The organism is Spirochaeta lutea, from assembly GCF_000758165.1.
Classification (GTDB): Bacteria; Spirochaetota; Spirochaetia; order DSM-27196; family Salinispiraceae; genus Spirochaeta_D; species Spirochaeta_D lutea.
Genome location: NZ_JNUP01000029.1, coordinates 52,067 through 70,561, shown reverse-complemented (window position 1 = coordinate 70,561; position 18,495 = coordinate 52,067). Strand labels below are relative to the sequence as shown.

Sequence of the window (18,495 nt, the reverse complement as noted above, 5' to 3'; positions counted from 1 at the left end):
CTATGCTTATACAAGAAAAACAATGATTGTACTGTTAGCCTTATTTTCTATTACTATAGTATTTTATGTGCTCATCCCCGGTTACGGAGCCCTGAGGGTCCGCAGGCGGTGGCGGCTCTTTAGGCAGGCTATACTCTCCTCCCGGTCTTTTCCCCTGCTCTCCTTGGAACATCTGGATACTGTGGAGCCTGGAAGCCGGTGCAGGTTTTTCGGACGCCTTGAGGCGATAGAGGGAGAGGGTATCATCTGGCTTGAGGGCGGACAGATGCGCATTCCCGTGGTCATTGAGGATACGGACATCGCGGTTCTCTCCGGCCACCCCCTGGCGGACGGTTCCCCGGAGGAGGGGTCGGCTCCGAAGAGTATGAGCTGGTCGTCCATCAGCAGCCTGGCAGAGGGATCGCTGTTTTTCGTTTTCGGTACCCTTTCGATTCAGAAAAACGGCCGGCTGTGTTTCAAAAACACCCCGGATAATCCCATGACGGTGGTGCTTTTTGAGGAGGAGCCCCAGAATTTCCTCTACTGGTCCGTATGGAGTGCCAGGCAGCGAAACGAATTCTGGAATAAGATGACCCCTGCGTCCCTTCTGGTCGGGGCGCTCCTCTACCTTTTGCTGAGTTTGTCCTTGAGCGGGCTGCAAATTCAGCGGTTTTGGCTGGCGGTGAGTCTTTCCGGATCCTTGGTTCCTATCCTCCCGCTTTTTCCCCCGGGACTTATTTTCTACTTCCTTTACCGGCGATACTGGAATCAGGGGCGCCTACTGCGGGCCGAACGTGATGTTATCGCACTTCCGGTGGTTACCTTCTACCCGGATTTTCAGACCGGGTCCAGGGGCCTGAGGGGGATGCTGGAGTCGGCCGGGGACGATGATTTTTTTAGGCAGCTGACAGGCCAGGGCCGGATGTACCGGGTCCGGCGGATAACCCAGGAGGAATTGCCGGGTCTGGTCGAACAGGGCTACCAAGTCCGCCAGAGCAGTATTGTGGTCCCGGAATCCGGGGGCGAGGATTATTGGGGGCTGGTCTTTGAACCAAGGGATGAGGATCTCCGGGGTCATCGGCATAGTGATCCCATGGTTGAACGGGTATGTATCCCCGGCAAGCCGTTAGCCCTGCTGCAGGGCTGTCAGGTTGCTGCGGAACGGAAGGAGACCCTGGGTATCCTGTATTTTTTGATTGGCTTGGCGCTGAATGAGGCTCTGGTGGTGTGGATTCTGTGGCAGACCCTGAAGGTTCTCGGATAATCCGGGAGCGCTTCACCCTTGCCCGGTATGGCGAATAGGGCCGGGCAGCGCGGCGGGTTCCGCCTGAATAGTCCGGCCTAGGATTACCGGAGCACCCGGCAATCCTAGGGTTGGACCCAACCTGGGATTGACCGGCTGTCCGGGCGCCCCCAGGGCAGTCACCCCATTGTGGTGGTGTGCTTCTCGGGGCAGATTCTCGTGGGGTTCCTAGTCTTTCTTCTTAGCGTAATTAACATTGAGGTTGCGCCCTCGGTAGGACGTTCCGTTCAACGCGGCAATGATCTCTTCAGCGTACTGGGGCGCTATATCTACGAAGGAGTAGTTATCAAGGATTTTGATATTCCCGATGTCATCCTTGTTGCCTCCGCAGTGTTCAAGGATGAGTCCTACCAGATCCCGGGGGAATACCCGCCGGCTCTTCCCGATGCCCACAAAAAGGGTGACCAGGTCTGTCCGGGTACTCTTGCGGGGTGAGGGGCGTTGACCCTTGGCATACTTCAGTAGGTATGCAGCCACATAGCTGCGGTTAAAAAAAGAAACGTTTTTTCGAAATGCTGCCCGATAGGCGTTCATTTCTTCGGGATCTTCGTTTTCTTGGATATCCCGGATTATGCCCTCTAACTGGGCCTGTAAGGCATCTTCGTTAATGGATGCGTTCTTGCTCATGTAAAATCTCCTGTGAATAAGCCTGGTGCTCAGGGTTGTATTGGTCTGAACCGGCTGAATGTGATTCTATAAACTGTACTGCACAGCATTCCGGCTGTTCAAATGCGGAATAAGTCCCTGTAAGAGCTGATGGCTCGAAAAATGGCATCGTCCTCTTGGGCAGCTGCCTCCGGGAGGGGATGCGGTTGTCAGGGTTCCGGCGCCCAGGATCCATCGGGCTAGTGCAACGATGCACCGGGCTACAGTTCAAAACGAATGAAATGATAGTAAATCAAAACCTATTGCATATAATCCTAACCTTGGTGATACCTCCTCATTGTTGCCGGGACCGGGTGGTTACCATGGGCCACGGGGCCCAAGTACCGGGGGTACCGGCAGTATTGGCGCAACTGTCCTCGCGCGATTCAAAAAATACCATAGCCTTGCACTAAGGCTTTGTCAAGAAATCCTCTTTCCCCGGCCCCTGGGATGGGTTACCCTTACTAGTACGCAAAAGGTTGTAACTTTGCACCCCGGCGACACCACCCATGGGTGGATTCATAGGTCACCCCGCTATATCCGGTGTCGTTTACAACCTTTTGCGCAATACATTACCCGTAGGGGGACCGGCAGCGTCGGAAATCGTTGTTCGGCCAGGAGGAATCCCATGAAGCGGATAGGGTTGATACTGATACTCACTACAGTGACGGTCTGGCAGGTACCGGGGGAGGTGTTCAGGTATCGCGCCTATGAAGGGCAGCAGTACCGGGTGCTATCCGAGGTAAATCAGGAGGTGTTACTGGATGACCAGCTGGTGAACAGCTCCTTTCAGTTGAATAAGATACAGGTGGCGGTAGAGGCCCTGGATGACCGGGGAGCGAACTTTTCCCTGGAATACCAGAATTCGGTTCAAAGCAACCATGCCCAGGGAGTGTATGAGTACGACCGCTCCTACTCTGCGGAGTTTTACCGTGATGTCCTGGGATACATGGAGGTTCCGGAGGAGTATTACGTGCCCACCGTTCAGGATGTGCCGGTGTTTCCCCAGCGGGATGTGCAGCCCGGAGAAACCTGGTCTGCGCCGGGGCGGGAGGTTCATGATCTACGAAGCGGATTCAATCTGGACCGGCCCTTTCGATTTACCATGCCCGTGAGTTATCGATACCAGGGCAAGGCTGCCTTGGACGGGGTAGAGTATGATTTGATTCTCATTGATTACCGGATCTACTATCCCACCGGATTACCCCGAATACCCTCTACCAACCCCCAGTTGGTTACCGGCAGCAGCTCCCAGGAACTGTATTGGGATAATCGGATGGGTATGCCGGTCTTTTACCGGGAGGATTATGAGCTGACCCTGGTGCTGGCGGATGGATCCCGGGCGACCTTCCGAGGGGATGCCCAGGCACGGGTGATTCAAAGCACTCCCCTGGACCGCGCTGAGGCACGGCGGAGCATCGAGGACCAGGCCCGGGAGCTTGGGCTGGAGGATGTTGGTGTGCGGGATGTGGAGGACGGTATTTCCATTGTGATGGAGAATATTCAGTTCAGTGCGGATAGCGCCCGGTTAGCCGAAACCGAGGCACTGAAGCTGGAGAAGATCGCCCGAATTCTTCAGAGTTTTCCCGACCGGGATATTTTGGTAACAGGTCATACGGCCCTCGCCGGAACAGAGGCCGGCAGGCTTGAGCTTTCCCAGGCCAGGGCCCGGGCGGTTGGTCAGTTCCTTTTGGATTTGGGGGCACGGAAGCAGGATCAGATGATGTATCAAGGATTGGGGGCGGCGGATCCCCTAGGGGACAACCGTACCGAGGAAGGGCGTAGGATGAACAGGCGCGTTGAAATCACCATATTAGAAAACTAACATTTGAGCCCCATTTAACTGGACAAACTCAAGCGACTATATTAAGTTTAGGAACAAGGAGAGGGAAATGGCATTATATACTTCAATTTTAGATCTGGTGGGAAATACACCCCTCCTGGAGCTCCGGGGGATGACCCAAGGCCTGGATGCCCGGGTGTTGGTGAAGCTGGAGTCCTACAACCCACTCTCTAGTGTGAAGGATCGGATCGGGCTGAGTATTATTGAACAGGCTGAGAAGGAAGGGGTTCTCGGGCCGGGTGCTACCATTGTGGAAGCCACCAGCGGAAATACGGGAATCGCCCTGGCGTATATCGGTGCGGTGAAGGGCTACCGGGTAGTCCTGACAATGCCTGAGACCATGAGCATAGAGCGCCGGCGTTTGCTGAAGACCTTCGGGGCCGAGCTGGAGCTGACCCCCGGTGGAGAGGGGATGAACGGTGCGGTCAGGCGGGCCAGGGAGATTGTGGAGTCGACCCCCGGGGCGTTTATGGCGCGGCAGTTTGAGAACCAGGCCAATCCCTTGGTGCATCGGAAAACCACGGCGGAAGAGATTTGGCGGGATACCCAGGGACAGGTTGATGCCTTTGTTTCGGGGGTAGGTACCGGGGGAACCCTCACAGGAGCAGGGGGACGACTGAGGGAATTGAACCCGGAGATTCGGATCGTGGCGGTGGAGCCGGATTCATCCCCGGTATTGTCCGGCGGCAGCCCCGGTCCCCACAAGATCCAGGGTATCGGTGCGGGGTTTGTACCCCAGGTATTGGATACATCCCTGTACGATGAGGTAATTCAGGTTTCTGCGGTTCAAGCCGGAGAGACCAGCAGGAGTTTGGCCCGGGTTGAAGGGGTTCTGGGGGGGATTTCCGCCGGAGCGAATGTCTGGGCCGCGCTGGAGCTTGCCAAGCGGAAGGAATTCGCGGGTAAGACCATCGTTACCCTGATTTGCGACACCGGGGAGCGGTACCTGAGCACCTGGTTGTTTGAGTAGGTAATGAAACCAGCCCTTCGAGGTCGGCCGGCTTGGGAAGGGGCGCATGTATGGACACAAGCATGGACATAAATAAGGAGGATGCCATGGGCAGCACACATTTTGAGACACAGGCAGTTCACGAGGGCTATGAACCGGGGCAGGAAAATCCCAGCCGCGCGGTTCCGATTTCCAGAAGTACAGCCTTTAATTTCCGGGATTCCGAGCATGCCTCGAATCTTTTTCACCTGAAAGAGCTGGGGTTTATCTACACCCGGCTTATGAATCCCACCCAGGATATTCTGGAGAAGCGGGTGGCGGCCCTGGAAGGCGGAGCGGCGGCTCTGGCCCTGGCTTCGGGAACCAGCGCGATTTTTTACTCCATTATTAATATTGCAGTAGCGGGAGACGAGGTGGTTTCTTCCCGTAATCTCTACGGGGGCACCTATACGATGTTTAACGACATTCTGCCCAGCTACGGTATTACCGTGCGGTTTGTTGATCCCCTGAATCTGGATGAATTGAAGGCGGCTATCAATCCGAAGACCCGCGCTGTGTTTTTTGAGACCATCGATAATCCTACCCTGAAGGTGCCGGATTTGCAGGGAATCAGCAAGGTTGCCCATGAGGCCGGGGTGCCTCTGATTGTGGACAATACCTTTGCCACACCCTATCTCTGCCGGCCCATCGAGTTTGGGGCGGATATCGTGGTACACAGCCTTACCAAGTGGATCGGCGGCCATGGTACGGGTCTTGGGGGGATTGTGGTGGATTCAGGCACCTTTGACTGGAAGGACCCGAAGTTCGTAACCATGAACGAGCCCGACGGCAGCTACCACGGTCTGCGGTATGCCCATGATCTGGGTGATTTGGGTCCCGTAGCCTACATTATGAGAATGCGTCTTGTTCCCCTGCGGAATCTGGGAGCGGCCATAACCCCAGATAACGCGTGGCTTTTCCTCCAGGGGCTGGAGACCCTGCATCTCCGCATGGAGCGCCACAGCGAGAATGCCTTGAAGGTGGCGAAGTATCTGAAGGGACATAAAAAGGTGTCCTGGGTGAGTTATCCCGGATTGGATGATAGCGAAACCGCGGGGAACGCGAAGAAATACCTGAAACCCGGGTACGGGGGGATGGTGGTTTTCGGGGTTACCTCAGGGCGTGAAGGCGGCGAAACCTTCATCAATTCACTGAAGCTCTTCAGTTTGGTGGCCAATGTGGGGGATGCCAAGAGCCTGGCGATCCATCCGGCCAGTACGACCCACAGTCAAATGTCCCCTGAGCAGCAGGTTGAGGCCGGTATCGGGCCGGAGCTTGTGCGGCTATCCATCGGTATTGAGCATGTGGATGATATTATTGCTGATATCGAACAGGCCCTTTCAGGGATTTAGATGCTTTGACGTAGATTGATTATTGGAGGGAAACCTCATTGCGGATCCGGGGCAGAGGTACCGGGTCCGTTTTTTTATGCCGCCATTGCCAGCCTCCGGGACCAAGGACCTGATGGGGTAGAAACTCGGCCTTGTATTCCATTTTCGGGCTTCCGGGAACCCAGAAGCCAAGGTGATGCCAGGGTTTCTCAAGGTTGCGGGCCGTGAGGATCTCCGAAATAATTGAAAAGGTTCCCAGGCTTCTGCGCCCTTCCTGGGGTTCAAAGATGAAGTACACACTGGAAAGGCTCCGGGGCAGCAGGTCTACCAGGCCCAGGCCCAGAAGCCGGCCCTGGGGATTTCGATATTCCATCCAAATTGTGTCTATGTTGGAGGTGCAGAAGAATTCTTTAAAGGCCTGCTCTTCCTCCGAGAGGGGCAGGCTGGTCTGGTAATCCCCGGGATGGCGGTTTTGCTGGTAGCGCCAGTACAGATCAAAGTGCTCATCCCGGTATTCGGGTCGCCGGATGGATACCGAGAGGTCGGTGTTGCGCCGGATGACCCGGCGCTGGCTTTTGGAGGGCCTGTAGTCCGGGGAGGACACCCGTAGGGGAATGCATCTGGCACAGGTAGGGCAGCAATTTTGGTACAGTATGGTGCTGTTACGGCGCCAACCTCTGGAGATCAGCTGCTCATAGTAGCCTTCGGGGATGGATGGGGCTTCAAATCGATGAATATGCCACTGCCGGCGGGGAAGGTAGGGGCAGGTGCCAGCATGTTGGGTAAAAATCTGTACATTCATGGATGGCCTAGTATATACTGATTTCCCATATGGATCAGGTAAAAATAATCGGAATCGGCGGCGGCTCGGGTTCGGGAAAGACGACGATTGTTCGTAAAATCGGCGAGGTGCTTCCTGATTTTGTATGTATTCCCCAGGATAACTACTACCGCTCCGCTGAGTATATCAGCAATACAAACATTACTGCCTTCAACTTTGACCATCCCTCCGCCTTTGATACCGAGCTTCTGGTGGAGCAACTCAAGACTCTGAAACAGGGTAAGCCAATCCAGATGCCTATGTATGATTTTGTTCACCACCGTCGCAGGGAAGAGCGGGTGACCGTTGAACCGAAACCGATTGTGGTGGTGGAAGGCATCATGATCTATTTTGAGAAGGCGGTGCGGGAGCTCATGGACCTAAAAATCTACGTGGATACCCCGGATGACATCCGGTTTATCCGCCGACTTCAACGGGATATGATCGAACGCGGCCGTACTATGGAATCGGTTATTTCCCAGTACATGGATGTGGTACGTCCGGGTCACTACGAGTTTACTGAGCCTACCAAGGCCTTCGCTGATCTTATTATTCCTGAAGGAGGGAATAATAAGGCGGCCCTGGATGTGTTGGCAAGTTTTATGTCCGGCCTCGTCTAGCGAGGCGGCGGGTATCCGCAGTGATGGCTGCCAGCTGTCCGAGGTTGGGAAGCGACCCGGGGGAGCGGGCGGGTGTTCCCGCCACCGCGCATCCCAAAATCACCCAGCCGTTTTGGAAAACCTTGGTATGTCTGTCCTAGTTCCCGCTCTCATGATGCACTGAAAGCCCCATGAAAAGGCCCCGGGATAGATCAACCATGGGGCGGACGGTAAAGGTTTGTTCTCCCTCAGCGATCCGCTGCCGGGCGATGCTCTGTGCCCGGTTCGCTGCCCAACTCCGGTAAAACCACTGGGCGATGGATCCCGCGGCAAGGAAGCCTGCCGACGGCAGTATGCTTACCAAGGTTAGGTTTTCCCAGGCTGTTTTAACGGTGGAGTAGGGTGACTGGAAATAATCCAGGGCGGGATACTGTACCGAGGCAGGCAGCAGGGCATGGGTTACCAGGAGGATGCCTGCGGTAATGGCCAGATCGCCGGCTAAAAAGAAACTGCCCTCAAGGATCGAACCCTGGGGGAAATGGCCTAATCCAGGCAGGATGTAGCTGAGGCCCCGGACTTTGCGCAAAAACTGCTGCTGGGCATTGTAGAGGGCCAGGGTTTCGGAGTAGGTGAGTATATCCCCTACCTGAATTTCAGCCAGGGTCAGGGTGGCCATGGAACGGACCTGGAGGTCCAGCTCCTGGGCTGAAATCAACCTACTGCCTTCCGGGGGGATTTCAGAGGACGCGCCGGAGCCAGGGGTCTTGGAATCACCCTCGCCCCAGAGGGGAAGGACTGGGAGGACTAAAAAGGCGAGGAAGACCAGGCCGGATCGGGTAGATGACGGGTGATTTTTCATATATACCTCCAACCATGAATGTACTGCTTTTCCATCCCCAAGAGTGGGGATTCCCTATTAAATCAGAAGACCGGCGATACATCCACTGCCGGCAGATCCTCGGGCTCAAGGCCGGCCAGGAGATACGGGTGGGCCTTGTGGGCGGGGGACTGGGAACGGCCCGGGTGCTCCGTCTCAGCAAACAGAGCCTGGAACTCGATTTTCCGGGGAAGGATGAGCTGGAGCCGGGGCCGGGGTTGGTGGCTGTGGAGCTCATTCTGGGCCATCCTCGGCCGCCGGTGCTGCGGCGGTTGTGCAGGGATCTGGCTACCCTGGGGGTGGGGAGGATTTCGGTCTGCGGAACCGATTTGGGGGAAAAGTCGTACTTCAGTTCTAAGGTGTGGAACCAGGAGCTCTGGCGGGAGGATTTGTTGGACGGGGCGAGCCAAGGAGGGGGCTGCGACCTGCCCGAGGTTCGGCGGTTTTGGTCTGTGGGTGATTACCTCGGCTCCTTGGAACCCGGGATGCCCCGGGGCGGGGACGCCTGGTTGGACGGTACGGAGGCCCGGCAGCATAGCCGAGAGACCGGCCCGGTTCCTGGGGCAAACCCAGCCCCGGGCTCCCGGTTTGTACTGCATCTGGGAGAGGGGATACCGGCCCTCCATCGGGTGTTGAGCATGGGTATGGCCGGGACTGATCCGACTGATGGGGTTTTGCGGATTGCCGTGGGGCCGGAGCGGGGCTGGACGGAACGGGAGATTCAGGCCTTTTCGGCAAAGGGGTTCGCTGCTGCCGGTTTGGGCCGGCGGATATGGCGTACCGAGATGGCGGGTTTGTACGCCGCCGCATTAGCCGTCCAGTACCGGGAGGGTACCTAAGGTGTTTGATAAACGGATCAAGAGGCAGATTCTGTCCCGGCAGTTCCAGGTTTTTCTTGAATGCGCCGGTTTTCAGATGCCGGGGCTGCTCCGGCAACTGGAGGAAATGGGGTTCGCTGTGGAGGAGGCCGAGCAGGACGGCTTGTGGATCCTCGCGGGACTGCGGCAGGTGTATGAGCTGAATCTTTCCCTGCGCTTTGCCCGGAGGGTGTGGATTTCCCTCGGTGAAATAAAGGCCGGCGCCCGGGAAGAGTTATTCAAACGGTGTTTGGCTGTACCCTGGGAACTGTGGATACCCGGGCCGGAGGGAGAATACCTGGCGAGGCTCCGGGCCTCCGCCCTGAAGCACGAGGGTAAGGCCGCGGCGACCCTGGAAGAGGCTGTGCGACGGTATTGGTCTGAGCTGCCCCGGGAGGGCCGGGGAGGGCAGGCATCCCAGGCATCCCAGGCATCCCAGGCATCCCAGGCACCCCAGGCATCCCAGGCATCCCAGGCATCCCAGGCATCCCAGACTCCGGCGGGGGATGGGTACATACCCGGGACCGGTGACTCAGGAGCCCGGGTGCGGATTCTCCTGCGGCATAGGGGCACCCGGGGCAGGCTGCTCCTGGATAGCACCGGGGATCAGCTCGGACGCCGGGGATATCGTCTTGCCCCCGGGGCAGCGCCTATTGCCGAACATCTTGCTGCCTGGCTGGTAGCCGAGTTACAGCACCGGGTTGGGCCGCCCCGGGAGGGAGGCTGGGTGGTGGACGGCATGAGCGGTTCAGGAACCCTCCTGTGGGAATCCTTGCTGCTGCTGGAAGGGCTGAGCCCCGGGGCGGGGCGGGCATTTGCCTGTATGGGATGGCCGAATTTCCAGGAGGCGAGTTTTCGCTACAGCCGACGGACCGGTCTCGGCGGCGGGATGAGCCGGAATATCCGCTTCCTGGGCATTGAACTCGACCAATCCCAGGCAGCGGCCTGGCGTACGAACCTGGAAGCCCTCAGGGCCGGTTGGGTCATGGAGGGAGCGGAGGGGGTTACCGGCTTGGGTGATTCGAATGCCCGGGATTCGGACAGTGGAACCGGGGGCCCAGGGCGGCCCTGGGAGCACATCACCCTGGTTGAACAGGACTTCTTCACCTGGAGCCCCCGGCCCGAGACCCAAACCCGCGGAACCCCTCATCCCAGCCCCGGCACACCCGAACCCGGATCGGCAGCAGTCCCCGGTCTAACCACGGAACCGGTGCTCGGGTGGATCTTGCTGAATCCTCCCTACGATATCCGGCTGCAAGAGGATCAGGAACGGCTCTTTGACCGGATGATTTCCCACTTGGGGCGAAGCTTCACCGGTTGGGCGGGGCTGTTACTGGTACCCTACCAGCGCCTGGAGTCCCGGATTCCCAGGGGTTGGCTGGCGGGGGAGCCGGGGATATTCAACCATGGAGGTCGCAAAATCCGGGCCTTTTGGCTGAGGATCCGATAGTGCGTCGGGGTGAAAAGGCACAACCGTTTACGCGCTATATGAGGGTTCCCACCCTTGGCGCGCTCCCGGTGGCTGCAACCAGGCGGCCCCAGGATATTCGGGGCGGGATGAAGGGTGCAGGGGATGGGCGGCAGGGTGGGTGCTTTGAAGGATCTGAGCGCTTATCCCCGGGGGCTGAGAAAAAGCCGCAGATTTGATTCTACTGTCCGGGCCAGGGCTGGCGGCACCCGGTAGGTACTAGCCAGGAGGGAAAACCGGCTGAATGCATCGGCGGTTTGGGTAATGATTTCCCGGGACTTTGCGGAACTGAGGTTGCAAAACCCCCCGAAGGCGAGTAAATCCTCTTGGGTGAATTGATCATTTTTTCCCTGGAGCCAGGTTTGGTGGTGTTTTGTCCAGCGTCCCCGGGGATCGTAGGAGTAGGTTAGATCGAAGGCCGGAGACAGGGACCAGGTTCCATCCCTATCCATAAGAAAGCCGAAGTTCTTGGTGTGGTCGTCGTGATTGCGGCCCAGGATATTAAAGACCGCCCTGCGGAAGATCTGGGTTTCTGCTTCCTGGCCCAGGTGCAGCTGCCGGGATAGAAGGACTAGCTGTTCGTAGGAGTTCACCCCGTCCCGGTCGGCATGGGCTATACCCGCCCAGGAGCAATAATGAACCTTATCCAAACCCCGGGAGGTCTGGCGTCGATCGAAGCGTTCTATGAGAAAGTGGCTTATCTCCCCGTCATCTATAAGCCGTGTTCGGGGCATGGCTATGCCTGCATCTGATGCAATCAGGCTGTAGATGTATTCCACCCGGGGTAGTCCCTGGGGATCCGGGGAATCGCGGTCCCGATTTTCCGGGGAGTCGAATTTCAGCAGCCAGTAGCTGTAATCCGGTCCGTGGTTTACCGTTCCGTCCAAGATTGTGCCCCGGGATGAAATTGCCACCAGCGCCTTTGACCGGGCTCCCCCGGCGCTGGATCCCACCCGGATAAGGGACAAGGCGGCTGCCCGATGGGCTGAAGAGTGCAGGCGTTGCTGGAGGTCCCGGGAGTTTCGGGTAACAAGATCTGCGAGTTCCGTCAGCATGGAAAGGGTAAGGCTGGTCCTCTGGAGGGGCAGGGTTTCACCGGGGTGGTATTCCAGGGCCCCCATGCCCCGGTTTGCCACATACAGAAGCCGGTCCAGGGTGGTAATCCGGGACGGGGGAATCCCCTTTTCGGCCATGTATATATCGATGAGCTGGGTACCGTAGCGGTCCGGCAGGGAATCGGCTATAAACCCGGGAACCCCCTTGAAGGTAGGTTCGGATAGGTCCGGGAACCGGAACAGCCCCGGAGGATACTGAAGGTGGATGGGAGAAACCTGTATTCCGGAGTTCATAAACTCCGGGTCGTACTCGAAGGTTGCGACCCGGCCTCCCCCGGGAGGGTAGCCGAGGTAGCCGATGGTGGTTCCCCAGAGGCTCACCCGCACCGAGTCCCTCATTCTTCATCTCCCCAGGTAAACTCCCGCCGGGGGCGGCCAGTATCCCGCACCCGTCTGCTCTGATCATCCCGTACTGGGAGGGTCCGGCTGTCCGGGTGGGGGCGGAATTCCCGCTCCCGGGGCAGCATACGGTCCAGACGATCTATCTCGCCCAACCCCCGGAGAATCCGGATAAAGCTTTTCAGACTGATGCCCCGTTTTCCCCGGCGAAAATCTGAAAGAAGCTGGCGGGAAATGCCCCCTAGTGACTCGATATCACTGTCCTTTAGGTGTTTTTGGATCCTGAGGGAATCAATCCGCCGAGCCAGATCCTCCATGATATCCTGGTCGTTCATTAGGCTGTACTTCATAGAAAGGGTCCTTATGTAACAATAGTATTACAAAAGGAGTGTATCTGCAATGTAATATAATGAAAACGTTACATTAAACCCGGGGTTATCTACGGCCTGTGAGCTTGATAATATGGTAGCCGAACTGGGTCCGTACCACCGGGCTTATCCGTCCGGGACTGAGTTTGGCACAGGCAGCCTCGAACTCTTTGACCATTTTTCCCGGACCGAACCATCCCAGATCGCCGCCCTTGCTCTTCGACGGACAGGTGGAAAAATCCTTGGCCAGTTCTTCCAGCCGGGCGCCGCCCTTGATCTGCTTTAAAAGGCGCTCCGCCAGGGCCTTGTCCTTAACGAGAATATGACTTGCTCTAAATTCCATGATTTGACTATAGCGGATTTGCTTTTTACGTATCAAGTCCGGCTGGGGTGGTGATTCTGGGTGTTTATAAACAGCCTAGGTGCCAGGAACGCCCTCCACCCATTCTGCCCTTGACATGTGGGGGTTCAGGGGATAGGGTACAGGAAAGAATGCATAGGGGAGCTGGTAAGCCGGCTGAGAGGAAGTGTGGTGCTTCGACCCTTAGACCTGATCTGGGTAATGCCAGCGTAGGAAGCGCTTTGAAAAGCGGCGTGATCCGTTTTTCAAACAACAAACCCTATCCCGCAGACATCCCGGACCCTATGCAGCTGTTATCGGCTGAATAGGGTTTTTTTGAACCCCGGAGCCAGTTGTTCCGGGGGCGCGCGTTCAAATCACCCTAAATAGTCGAGACCTAGTGCTCAGAACCTTGCGTAGCGGCAGGCCGAGAAGAGTGCCACCAAGGTGGCTCAGGGATCACCCCCTCTAACCGGCGTACCGTAGATTCTTTTGCACACTAGGGACACCTAACGACTCAAGGAGGAAGGCATGGCCATTCATGTGAGTTTGCAAATCATACCCAAGGTTGAATCCGGTCGGGTATACGAGGTAGTGGATGCGGTCATCGAGTACATTGCATCTACCGGGGTACCCTATATTGTGGGGCCCATGGAGACCACCATGGAGGGCGAACTGGATGAGCTGCTCGGAATTGTCGCCAAGGCCCAGGAGATTTGCACCTCCCGGGGGGCGGAGCGGGTACTGTCCATGGTGAAGATTGACTACAGCACCCGTGGGGTGACCTTCGACGAAAAACTGCATAAGTACCGGTGAGCGGCCATGGAGATCCCCGGTGAAGATAAAACAGGGCACACGACTCCTCCGACGCGGAATCCCGGAAAGCCCCCCCGGAAGGGACGGCGTTCCACGGTGAGGGCGGCAGGTCGGGGGTACTCACCCCGTCTGGGAGCGGTGGGGATTCTAACCGGGCTGGTGGTGCTCTGGCATCTGGTGAGCCGCAGCGGCTGGGTGCCAGCCTTCATTCTGCCCGGGCCTCTCCAGATCCTGGATACCCTCTGGACCCAGCGGGATGTGCTCAGCCGCCACGCCCTGACCACCCTGGGGGTTGCGGCGGGGGGCCTGGTACTGTCGGTTAGTCTGGCCTTGGTCCTGTCCATGATCATGGACGCATTGCCCCTGGTCCGAGACAGCCTCTACCCCCTGGTGCTGGGAAGCCAGATGGTGCCCCTCATCGCCTTGGCTCCCTTATTCATCCTCTGGTTCGGGTTCGGCATGGCCCCCAGGATCATCGTTGTGGTGCTGGTCTGTTTTTTTCCCGTGCTTCTGAGTCTGCTTCAGGGGTTCCGGGGGGTGGGCCAGAACCGGATACGTCTGCTGCAATCCATGGGGGCTGGGAAGCTCCAGATTTTCTGGGTGGTGAAGCTGCCCGGGGCTCTGATCAGCTTGTTTGCGGGCATGAAGATCGCCGTAACCTACAGTGTCATGGGGGCGGTCATCGGAGAGTGGTTAGGGGGGTCCAAGGGATTGGGGGTTTACCTGATCCGAAGCCAGAAATCCTTTGCGGTGGAGCGGGTCTTTGCGGCCATTGGGGTCATCATCGTACTGTCCATGGTTCTCTACGGCCTCACCGCCCTGATTCAGCGGATGGTTATGCCCTGGATGGGTACGAATGATGAATAGGATGAAGGTTCATGCACCTCGGGTACAGCCCCGACGAAGAATCTGGCGCATGACGTTGGTTTATGAACAAATAAAAGGAGATAGCATGAGAATTAACCATATTGTGTTTTTGATGATTGTATTGTTGGCGGGCCCAGCGGCCCTGGGCTTCGGAGGCGGAGCAGCTGAGGGAACCGATGTCCCTGGGGATCAGCCCCTGGAAAAGATTACCCTGGTGCTGGACTGGGTACCCAATACCAACCATACCGGTGCCTATGTCGCCCAAGCCGAGGGGTTTTTCGCCCAGGAGGGGCTGGATGTGGAGATTGTCCAGCCTTCGGAGATCGGGGCGGACGCCATGGTGGCTGCCGGCCGGGCCGAATTCGGGTTCAGCTACCAGGAGGGGGTAACCTTTGCCAGGACGGCCCAGAACCCGGTGCCGGTGGTTTCCATAGCAGCGGTTATCCAGCATAACACCTCCGGCTTCGCAGGGCCGGCATCCCGGAACCTGGAAGGGCCGGCAGATTTCGAGGGCAAGCGCTACGGCGGCTGGGGTAGTGCGGTGGAGGAGGCTACCATCCATGCATTAATGGAACAGGCCGGGGCAGACCCATCAACGGTGGAGTTTCTGAACATCGGGTCTGCGGATTTTTTCCAATCCATCCAGCGGGATATAGATTTTGCCTGGATCTTTTGGGCCTGGACGGGAATTGAGGCTCAGATCCGCGGCGTAGAGCTGGACTATGTGGATCTGGGGAAGGTTAACCCGGTATTTGACTATTACACCCCCGTTATAATCACTTCAGAATCCCTCATAGAGGAAGAACCAGGGCTGATTTCCCGGTTCCTAGCGGCTCTGACGAAGGGCTACGAGTTCGCCATGACCCAGGCCGATGCTGCAGCGGCTATTCTCGTCGAGGCGGTTCCGGAGATTCCCTTGGAGCTTGCCCGGGAGAGTCAGGCATTCTTGGCGGATCAGTACCAGGCCGAGGCTCCGGTGTGGGGACACCAACGCCGGGAGGTTTGGAGCCGCTATGCCGGGTGGCTCTACGGCGAGGGGTTCCTGGAGCAGCAGCTTGACGTTGACCAGGCGTATACCAATGAATTCCTTCCCCGGTAGGGATGAAAACAGCCGGGAGGGGGCTCCCCAAGGAGATCCTATCCTGGCCCTGGAGGGCATCAGTTTTTCCTATCCCGGGTTACCGGTTTTGGAGGATGTGAGTCTGTCGGTCCGGCGGGGAGAGGTGGTTTCCATTCTCGGGCCCTCGGGCTGCGGAAAGAGCACCCTGCTGTCGGTGGCCGCCGGGCTGGATGCCCCTCCCCGGGGCCGGGTCTTTCTGGACGGCAGGGATTGCACCGGCAAGCCCGGCGGGGTGAGTTACATGCAGCAGGAGGATCTGCTCCTGCCCTGGCGCCGGGTGGGGGGGAATATTGCCCTGCCCCTGACCCTGGGGGGGATGAGTCGGGCCCAGGCCCATCAGGCGGTGGAGGAGCTGCTCCCCGCCTTCGGGCTGGAGGGCTTTGCCCGGGCCTACCCCTTTCAGCTCTCCGGGGGCATGCGTCAACGGGCGGCGTTGATGCGTAGTTACATGGCCAGCAGCCGCTTGATGCTTCTGGATGAACCCTTCGCTCGGCTGGATGCGTTAACCCGGGCGAGCCTGCACCAGTGGTTCTTGGATTTGGTGCACCGTCTGGGGACAAGTCTGCTTATTGTGACCCACGATATTGATGAGGCCCTCTACCTATCGGACCGGATAATCGTGCTCTCCGCCCGGCCTGCCCGGGTTGTACGGGAGATGGATGTGCCGGACCGGGAGGGACGGAGCCTCCATGGCCTTACAAAACCGGATTTTACCCGCCGTAAACAGCAGCTTTTGGATGCTCTCGGTCAGGATTAGCCGAGCCGATGGGGTCAGCGGGTTTTCGGCGGTGCCGGGGTTTGGCGGACCGAAACCGGACTACCAGATGCACCACCGCCGGGCTTTGGGCGGTATTATGCATGAAGTGGGGGCCGTCGGCCTGGTACAGGATGAAGTCACCGGATTTCAGCCGGGCTGAGCGCTCCGGGGTTCCCACCTCCAGCTGGCCCTCCAGGAGGGTGAGATACTCTTCTGTCCCCGGGAGGTGGGGATGGGATTGTAGACGGGAACCGGGTTGGAGGGTGATCATGTAGATTTCTAGGTCTTCAGCCTGCTCCAGGGGGGTTAGAACGGAGAAGTGGATCCCGGGCTTATCGGCTTGAAGCTGGGTGAAACCGTCGGATTGAAAGTGCATAAACCGCTTGGGCAGGTCTTCCCCCGGGGGGGGCGGATCCTGCCGGGCGGTTTTCGAGGTTTGTTCATCCGCGCCTGGGTAGGTTCCGGGAAGGTTCAGGAGCATCTGGATATCGGCACCCAGCCCCCGGGCTATCTTCCAAATCATCGCAAGGGTAGGGTTAGTCTTCCCCGACTCAATCTGGCTTATCATGGATTTAGAGACTCCGCAGCGCGCCGCCAGTTCGGCGAGACTCAGGTTCTGCCGGGTACGCAGGGTGCGGATTGTGGGCCCCACCTCGGGGATATTGGTGCTCTGAGAGTCCATGGGTTATGCTCCTCCATTCTATTCACCGTACAAGCGATCCAGGGAGAATCCCCGGAGCCCTCGTGTTTCGTTCAATATATTGGACAAAAATATTGACAAGTCCGTCTGAGTCCAATATATTGAACAAAGGTTGTTCAATATATTAAACCACATTGAAGAGGGAGGCAAGGATGAGGGTACTGGTAACCGGCGCTTTTGGTCAGATCGGCACAGAGCTAACAGAGCATCTCCGGGCTATGCACGGTTCCGACCAGGTAATGGCAGCCGATATCCGTCCCCCCCGGGCAGGCAGTCCAGCCGCAGGGCAGCCCTGGGTTCATCTTGATGTAACCGATGCCCGGGCATTGGAATCCCTTTTAACTGAACACCGCTTCGAGACGATCTACCATCTTGCTGCCATCCTGTCCGGCAAGGGGGAGGAGAACCCCCAGGCGGCCTACCATGTGAATATGACAGGGACCATGAATGTGTTGGAGGCAGCCCGGAAACACGGTGTCGGCCGATTGTTTCTTCCCTCTTCTATTGCGGTTTTCGGCCAGGATTCCCCCAGGGATATGACTCCCAACGAAACGGTGCTCCGGCCGGGGAGTATGTATGGGATTACCAAGGTTGCCGGGGAGCTGCTCCTGGAATACTACGTCCAGCGGTACGGGCTGGATGTGCGGTCCCTGCGCTTTCCCGGAATTATCAGCTATAAAACCGAGCCTGGGGGTGGGACTACCGACTACGCTGTGGATATTTTCGTGCATGCGGTCCAGGGCCGGAGGTACCGCTGTTTTCTGACCGAGGGTACCCGACTGCCCTTTATGTATATGAAGGATGTTATTCGGGCTGTGGACGCCCTGATGGATGCCCCGGCCGAGCTGTTAACCCGGCGTTGCTACAATATTTCCGGGTTTTCCGCCGATCCCGGGGATTTTATCCGGGAAATTAGAAGGGTCTATGGTGATTTTGCTGTGAGCTTCAAGCCGGATTTCCGCCAGGACATTGCCGATTCCTGGCCGCGATCTGTGGATGACAGCCCGGCCCGGCAGGACTGGGGATGGCATCCCGAGTACGATCTATCCCGGGTTTCCCAGGATATGCTGAAGCATGTATCCCAGATCCTCCAACAGGCTCCCGGACTCGGGTGTTTGCCCGGGGCCTGACCCGGAATCGGGGGCGGGCAGGTGCCTGATTCTTCCGGGGTCGCTCGTACCGGTAGACCGGGGCCTCTGCTGGCCCCGATAGAAAATGAATTCTTCCACCCGGGGCCGGTGCAGCGCTCCTCCACCAAATTTGCACCGGCCTTCCCGGGTTTTTTTCATTATTGCGCGTGGCGACGGCAAAGGGCCTTTGCAATCGGCACTAGGTCAAATGATTTTTCCCCAGGCTTCAGGAG

At 57.9% G+C, this 18,495-nt stretch carries 19 protein-coding genes and 1 riboswitch; of the genes, 12 read left to right on the top strand and 7 right to left on the bottom strand.

The genetic code is table 11. The features are described from left to right. Window positions 1–22: 22 nt before the first annotated feature. The gene (locus DC28_RS03870; protein WP_037546132.1) at window positions 23–1,243 is read left to right on the top strand and encodes a hypothetical protein; all 1,221 of its coding nucleotides are present in this window, start codon (window positions 23–25) and stop codon (window positions 1,241–1,243) included. Window positions 1,244–1,450: 207 nt separating this feature from the next. On the opposite strand, the gene DC28_RS03865 is transcribed toward DC28_RS03870, so the two are convergent. Next, complete coding sequence (locus tag DC28_RS03865; RefSeq protein ID WP_037546129.1) at window positions 1,451–1,909, bottom strand: DbpA RNA binding domain-containing protein; 459 nt, start codon at window positions 1,907–1,909, stop codon at window positions 1,451–1,453. Between the two features lie 646 nt (window positions 1,910–2,555). Between DC28_RS03865 and DC28_RS03860 the strand changes: the two genes are divergently transcribed. The 3 genes from DC28_RS03860 (at window position 2,556) to DC28_RS03850 (ending at window position 6,110) form a co-directional block, all read left to right on the top strand. Further along, entirely contained in the window at window positions 2,556–3,752 is a 1,197-nt protein-coding gene (locus DC28_RS03860; protein ID WP_037546126.1) for an OmpA family protein, read from the top strand. A 67-nt stretch (window positions 3,753–3,819) separates the two neighbouring features. Next, window positions 3,820–4,740 (top strand): cysteine synthase A, encoded by a 921-nt coding sequence (gene cysK / locus DC28_RS03855; RefSeq protein ID WP_037546124.1) that lies wholly within the window; start codon window positions 3,820–3,822, stop codon window positions 4,738–4,740. 50 nt (window positions 4,741–4,790) lie between these two features. Next, window positions 4,791–6,110: an O-acetylhomoserine aminocarboxypropyltransferase/cysteine synthase family protein gene (locus tag DC28_RS03850; protein WP_238565759.1), complete on the top strand. Its 1,320-nt coding sequence runs from the start codon at window positions 4,791–4,793 to the stop codon at window positions 6,108–6,110. Between the two features lie 19 nt (window positions 6,111–6,129). Here DC28_RS03850 and DC28_RS03845 read toward each other — a convergent pair whose 3' ends face one another. After that, window positions 6,130–6,891, bottom strand: a complete 762-nt coding sequence (locus DC28_RS03845; RefSeq protein WP_052078421.1) for an arginyltransferase — start codon at window positions 6,889–6,891, stop codon at window positions 6,130–6,132. A gap of 29 nt (window positions 6,892–6,920) precedes the next feature. On the opposite strand from DC28_RS03845, the gene udk reads away from it, so the two are divergent. Then, complete coding sequence (gene udk, locus DC28_RS03840; protein ID WP_037546122.1) at window positions 6,921–7,529, top strand: uridine kinase; 609 nt, start codon at window positions 6,921–6,923, stop codon at window positions 7,527–7,529. A gap of 136 nt (window positions 7,530–7,665) precedes the next feature. Here udk and DC28_RS03835 read toward each other — a convergent pair whose 3' ends face one another. Further along, on the bottom strand, window positions 7,666–8,367 hold the full coding sequence (locus DC28_RS03835) for a hypothetical protein (RefSeq protein ID WP_037546119.1): 702 nt from the start codon (window positions 8,365–8,367) through the stop codon (window positions 7,666–7,668). Window positions 8,368–8,381: 14 nt separating this feature from the next. Here DC28_RS03835 and DC28_RS03830 point away from each other — a divergent pair, with 14 nt between their 5' ends. Both DC28_RS03830 and DC28_RS03825 read left to right on the top strand, forming a co-directional pair. Next, the gene (locus DC28_RS03830; RefSeq protein ID WP_037546118.1) at window positions 8,382–9,224 is read left to right on the top strand and encodes an RsmE family RNA methyltransferase; all 843 of its coding nucleotides are present in this window, start codon (window positions 8,382–8,384) and stop codon (window positions 9,222–9,224) included. 1 nt (window position 9,225) lies between these two features. Beyond that, window positions 9,226–10,692: a hypothetical protein gene (locus tag DC28_RS03825; protein ID WP_037546116.1), complete on the top strand. Its 1,467-nt coding sequence runs from the start codon at window positions 9,226–9,228 to the stop codon at window positions 10,690–10,692. A 161-nt stretch (window positions 10,693–10,853) separates the two neighbouring features. On the opposite strand, the gene DC28_RS03820 is transcribed toward DC28_RS03825, so the two are convergent. The 3 genes from DC28_RS03820 to DC28_RS03810 all read right to left on the bottom strand — a co-directional run bounded on the left by DC28_RS03820 (window position 10,854) and on the right by DC28_RS03810 (window position 12,875). Further along, window positions 10,854–12,164, bottom strand: a complete 1,311-nt coding sequence (locus tag DC28_RS03820) for a type II toxin-antitoxin system HipA family toxin (protein WP_037546115.1) — start codon at window positions 12,162–12,164, stop codon at window positions 10,854–10,856. Continuing rightward, complete coding sequence (locus DC28_RS03815) at window positions 12,161–12,514, bottom strand: helix-turn-helix domain-containing protein (protein ID WP_156104563.1); 354 nt, start codon at window positions 12,512–12,514, stop codon at window positions 12,161–12,163. Before DC28_RS03815 ends, DC28_RS03820 begins: the two co-directional genes overlap by 4 nt. A gap of 85 nt (window positions 12,515–12,599) precedes the next feature. Further along, on the bottom strand, window positions 12,600–12,875 hold the full coding sequence (locus tag DC28_RS03810; protein WP_037546111.1) for a peptidylprolyl isomerase: 276 nt from the start codon (window positions 12,873–12,875) through the stop codon (window positions 12,600–12,602). Between the two features lie 145 nt (window positions 12,876–13,020). Then, a riboswitch (TPP riboswitch) is annotated at window positions 13,021–13,126 on the top strand. A 277-nt stretch (window positions 13,127–13,403) separates the two neighbouring features. On the opposite strand from DC28_RS03810, the gene DC28_RS03805 reads away from it, so the two are divergent. The 4 genes from DC28_RS03805 (at window position 13,404) to DC28_RS03790 (ending at window position 16,432) form a co-directional block, all read left to right on the top strand. After that, window positions 13,404–13,688: a thiamine-binding protein gene (locus DC28_RS03805; protein ID WP_037546110.1), complete on the top strand. Its 285-nt coding sequence runs from the start codon at window positions 13,404–13,406 to the stop codon at window positions 13,686–13,688. A gap of 6 nt (window positions 13,689–13,694) precedes the next feature. After that, window positions 13,695–14,555: an ABC transporter permease gene (locus DC28_RS03800; RefSeq protein ID WP_081941901.1), complete on the top strand. Its 861-nt coding sequence runs from the start codon at window positions 13,695–13,697 to the stop codon at window positions 14,553–14,555. Window positions 14,556–14,640: 85 nt separating this feature from the next. Then, window positions 14,641–15,654, top strand: coding sequence for an ABC transporter substrate-binding protein (locus DC28_RS03795; RefSeq protein WP_037546107.1), 1,014 nt, complete (start codon window positions 14,641–14,643; stop codon window positions 15,652–15,654). After that, window positions 15,635–16,432: an ABC transporter ATP-binding protein gene (locus DC28_RS03790; protein WP_081941899.1), complete on the top strand. Its 798-nt coding sequence runs from the start codon at window positions 15,635–15,637 to the stop codon at window positions 16,430–16,432. Before DC28_RS03795 ends, DC28_RS03790 begins: the two co-directional genes overlap by 20 nt. Here DC28_RS03790 and DC28_RS03785 read toward each other — a convergent pair. Beyond that, on the bottom strand, window positions 16,386–17,114 hold the full coding sequence (locus tag DC28_RS03785; protein WP_052078420.1) for a helix-turn-helix domain-containing protein: 729 nt from the start codon (window positions 17,112–17,114) through the stop codon (window positions 16,386–16,388). The genes DC28_RS03790 and DC28_RS03785 overlap by 47 nt on opposite strands. Before the next feature lie 170 nt (window positions 17,115–17,284). Between DC28_RS03785 and DC28_RS03780 the strand changes: the two genes are divergently transcribed. Beyond that, on the top strand, window positions 17,285–18,262 hold the full coding sequence (locus DC28_RS03780; RefSeq protein WP_037546105.1) for an NAD-dependent epimerase/dehydratase family protein: 978 nt from the start codon (window positions 17,285–17,287) through the stop codon (window positions 18,260–18,262). Window positions 18,263–18,495 lie beyond the last annotated feature (233 nt).

Coding starts and splice junctions, on each gene's coding strand:
- DC28_RS03790 (WP_081941899.1), top strand. CDS start 15,635: ATGAATTCCTTCCCCGGTAGGGATGAAAACAGCCGGGAGGGGGCTCCC.
- DC28_RS03800 (WP_081941901.1), top strand. CDS start 13,695: ATGGAGATCCCCGGTGAAGATAAAACAGGGCACACGACTCCTCCGACG.
- udk (WP_037546122.1), top strand. CDS start 6,921: ATGGATCAGGTAAAAATAATCGGAATCGGCGGCGGCTCGGGTTCGGGA.
- DC28_RS03870 (WP_037546132.1), top strand. CDS start 23: ATGATTGTACTGTTAGCCTTATTTTCTATTACTATAGTATTTTATGTG.
- DC28_RS03850 (WP_238565759.1), top strand. CDS start 4,791: ATGGACACAAGCATGGACATAAATAAGGAGGATGCCATGGGCAGCACA.
- DC28_RS03805 (WP_037546110.1), top strand. CDS start 13,404: ATGGCCATTCATGTGAGTTTGCAAATCATACCCAAGGTTGAATCCGGT.
- DC28_RS03865 (WP_037546129.1), bottom strand. CDS start 1,909: ATGAGCAAGAACGCATCCATTAACGAAGATGCCTTACAGGCCCAGTTA.
- DC28_RS03785 (WP_052078420.1), bottom strand. CDS start 17,114: ATGGACTCTCAGAGCACCAATATCCCCGAGGTGGGGCCCACAATCCGC.
- DC28_RS03830 (WP_037546118.1), top strand. CDS start 8,382: ATGAATGTACTGCTTTTCCATCCCCAAGAGTGGGGATTCCCTATTAAA.
- DC28_RS03810 (WP_037546111.1), bottom strand. CDS start 12,875: ATGGAATTTAGAGCAAGTCATATTCTCGTTAAGGACAAGGCCCTGGCG.
- cysK (WP_037546124.1), top strand. CDS start 3,820: ATGGCATTATATACTTCAATTTTAGATCTGGTGGGAAATACACCCCTC.
- DC28_RS03795 (WP_037546107.1), top strand. CDS start 14,641: ATGAGAATTAACCATATTGTGTTTTTGATGATTGTATTGTTGGCGGGC.
- DC28_RS03820 (WP_037546115.1), bottom strand. CDS start 12,164: ATGAGGGACTCGGTGCGGGTGAGCCTCTGGGGAACCACCATCGGCTAC.
- DC28_RS03815 (WP_156104563.1), bottom strand. CDS start 12,514: ATGAAGTACAGCCTAATGAACGACCAGGATATCATGGAGGATCTGGCT.
- DC28_RS03845 (WP_052078421.1), bottom strand. CDS start 6,891: ATGAATGTACAGATTTTTACCCAACATGCTGGCACCTGCCCCTACCTT.
- DC28_RS03835 (WP_037546119.1), bottom strand. CDS start 8,367: ATGAAAAATCACCCGTCATCTACCCGATCCGGCCTGGTCTTCCTCGCC.
- DC28_RS03780 (WP_037546105.1), top strand. CDS start 17,285: ATGAGGGTACTGGTAACCGGCGCTTTTGGTCAGATCGGCACAGAGCTA.
- DC28_RS03860 (WP_037546126.1), top strand. CDS start 2,556: ATGAAGCGGATAGGGTTGATACTGATACTCACTACAGTGACGGTCTGG.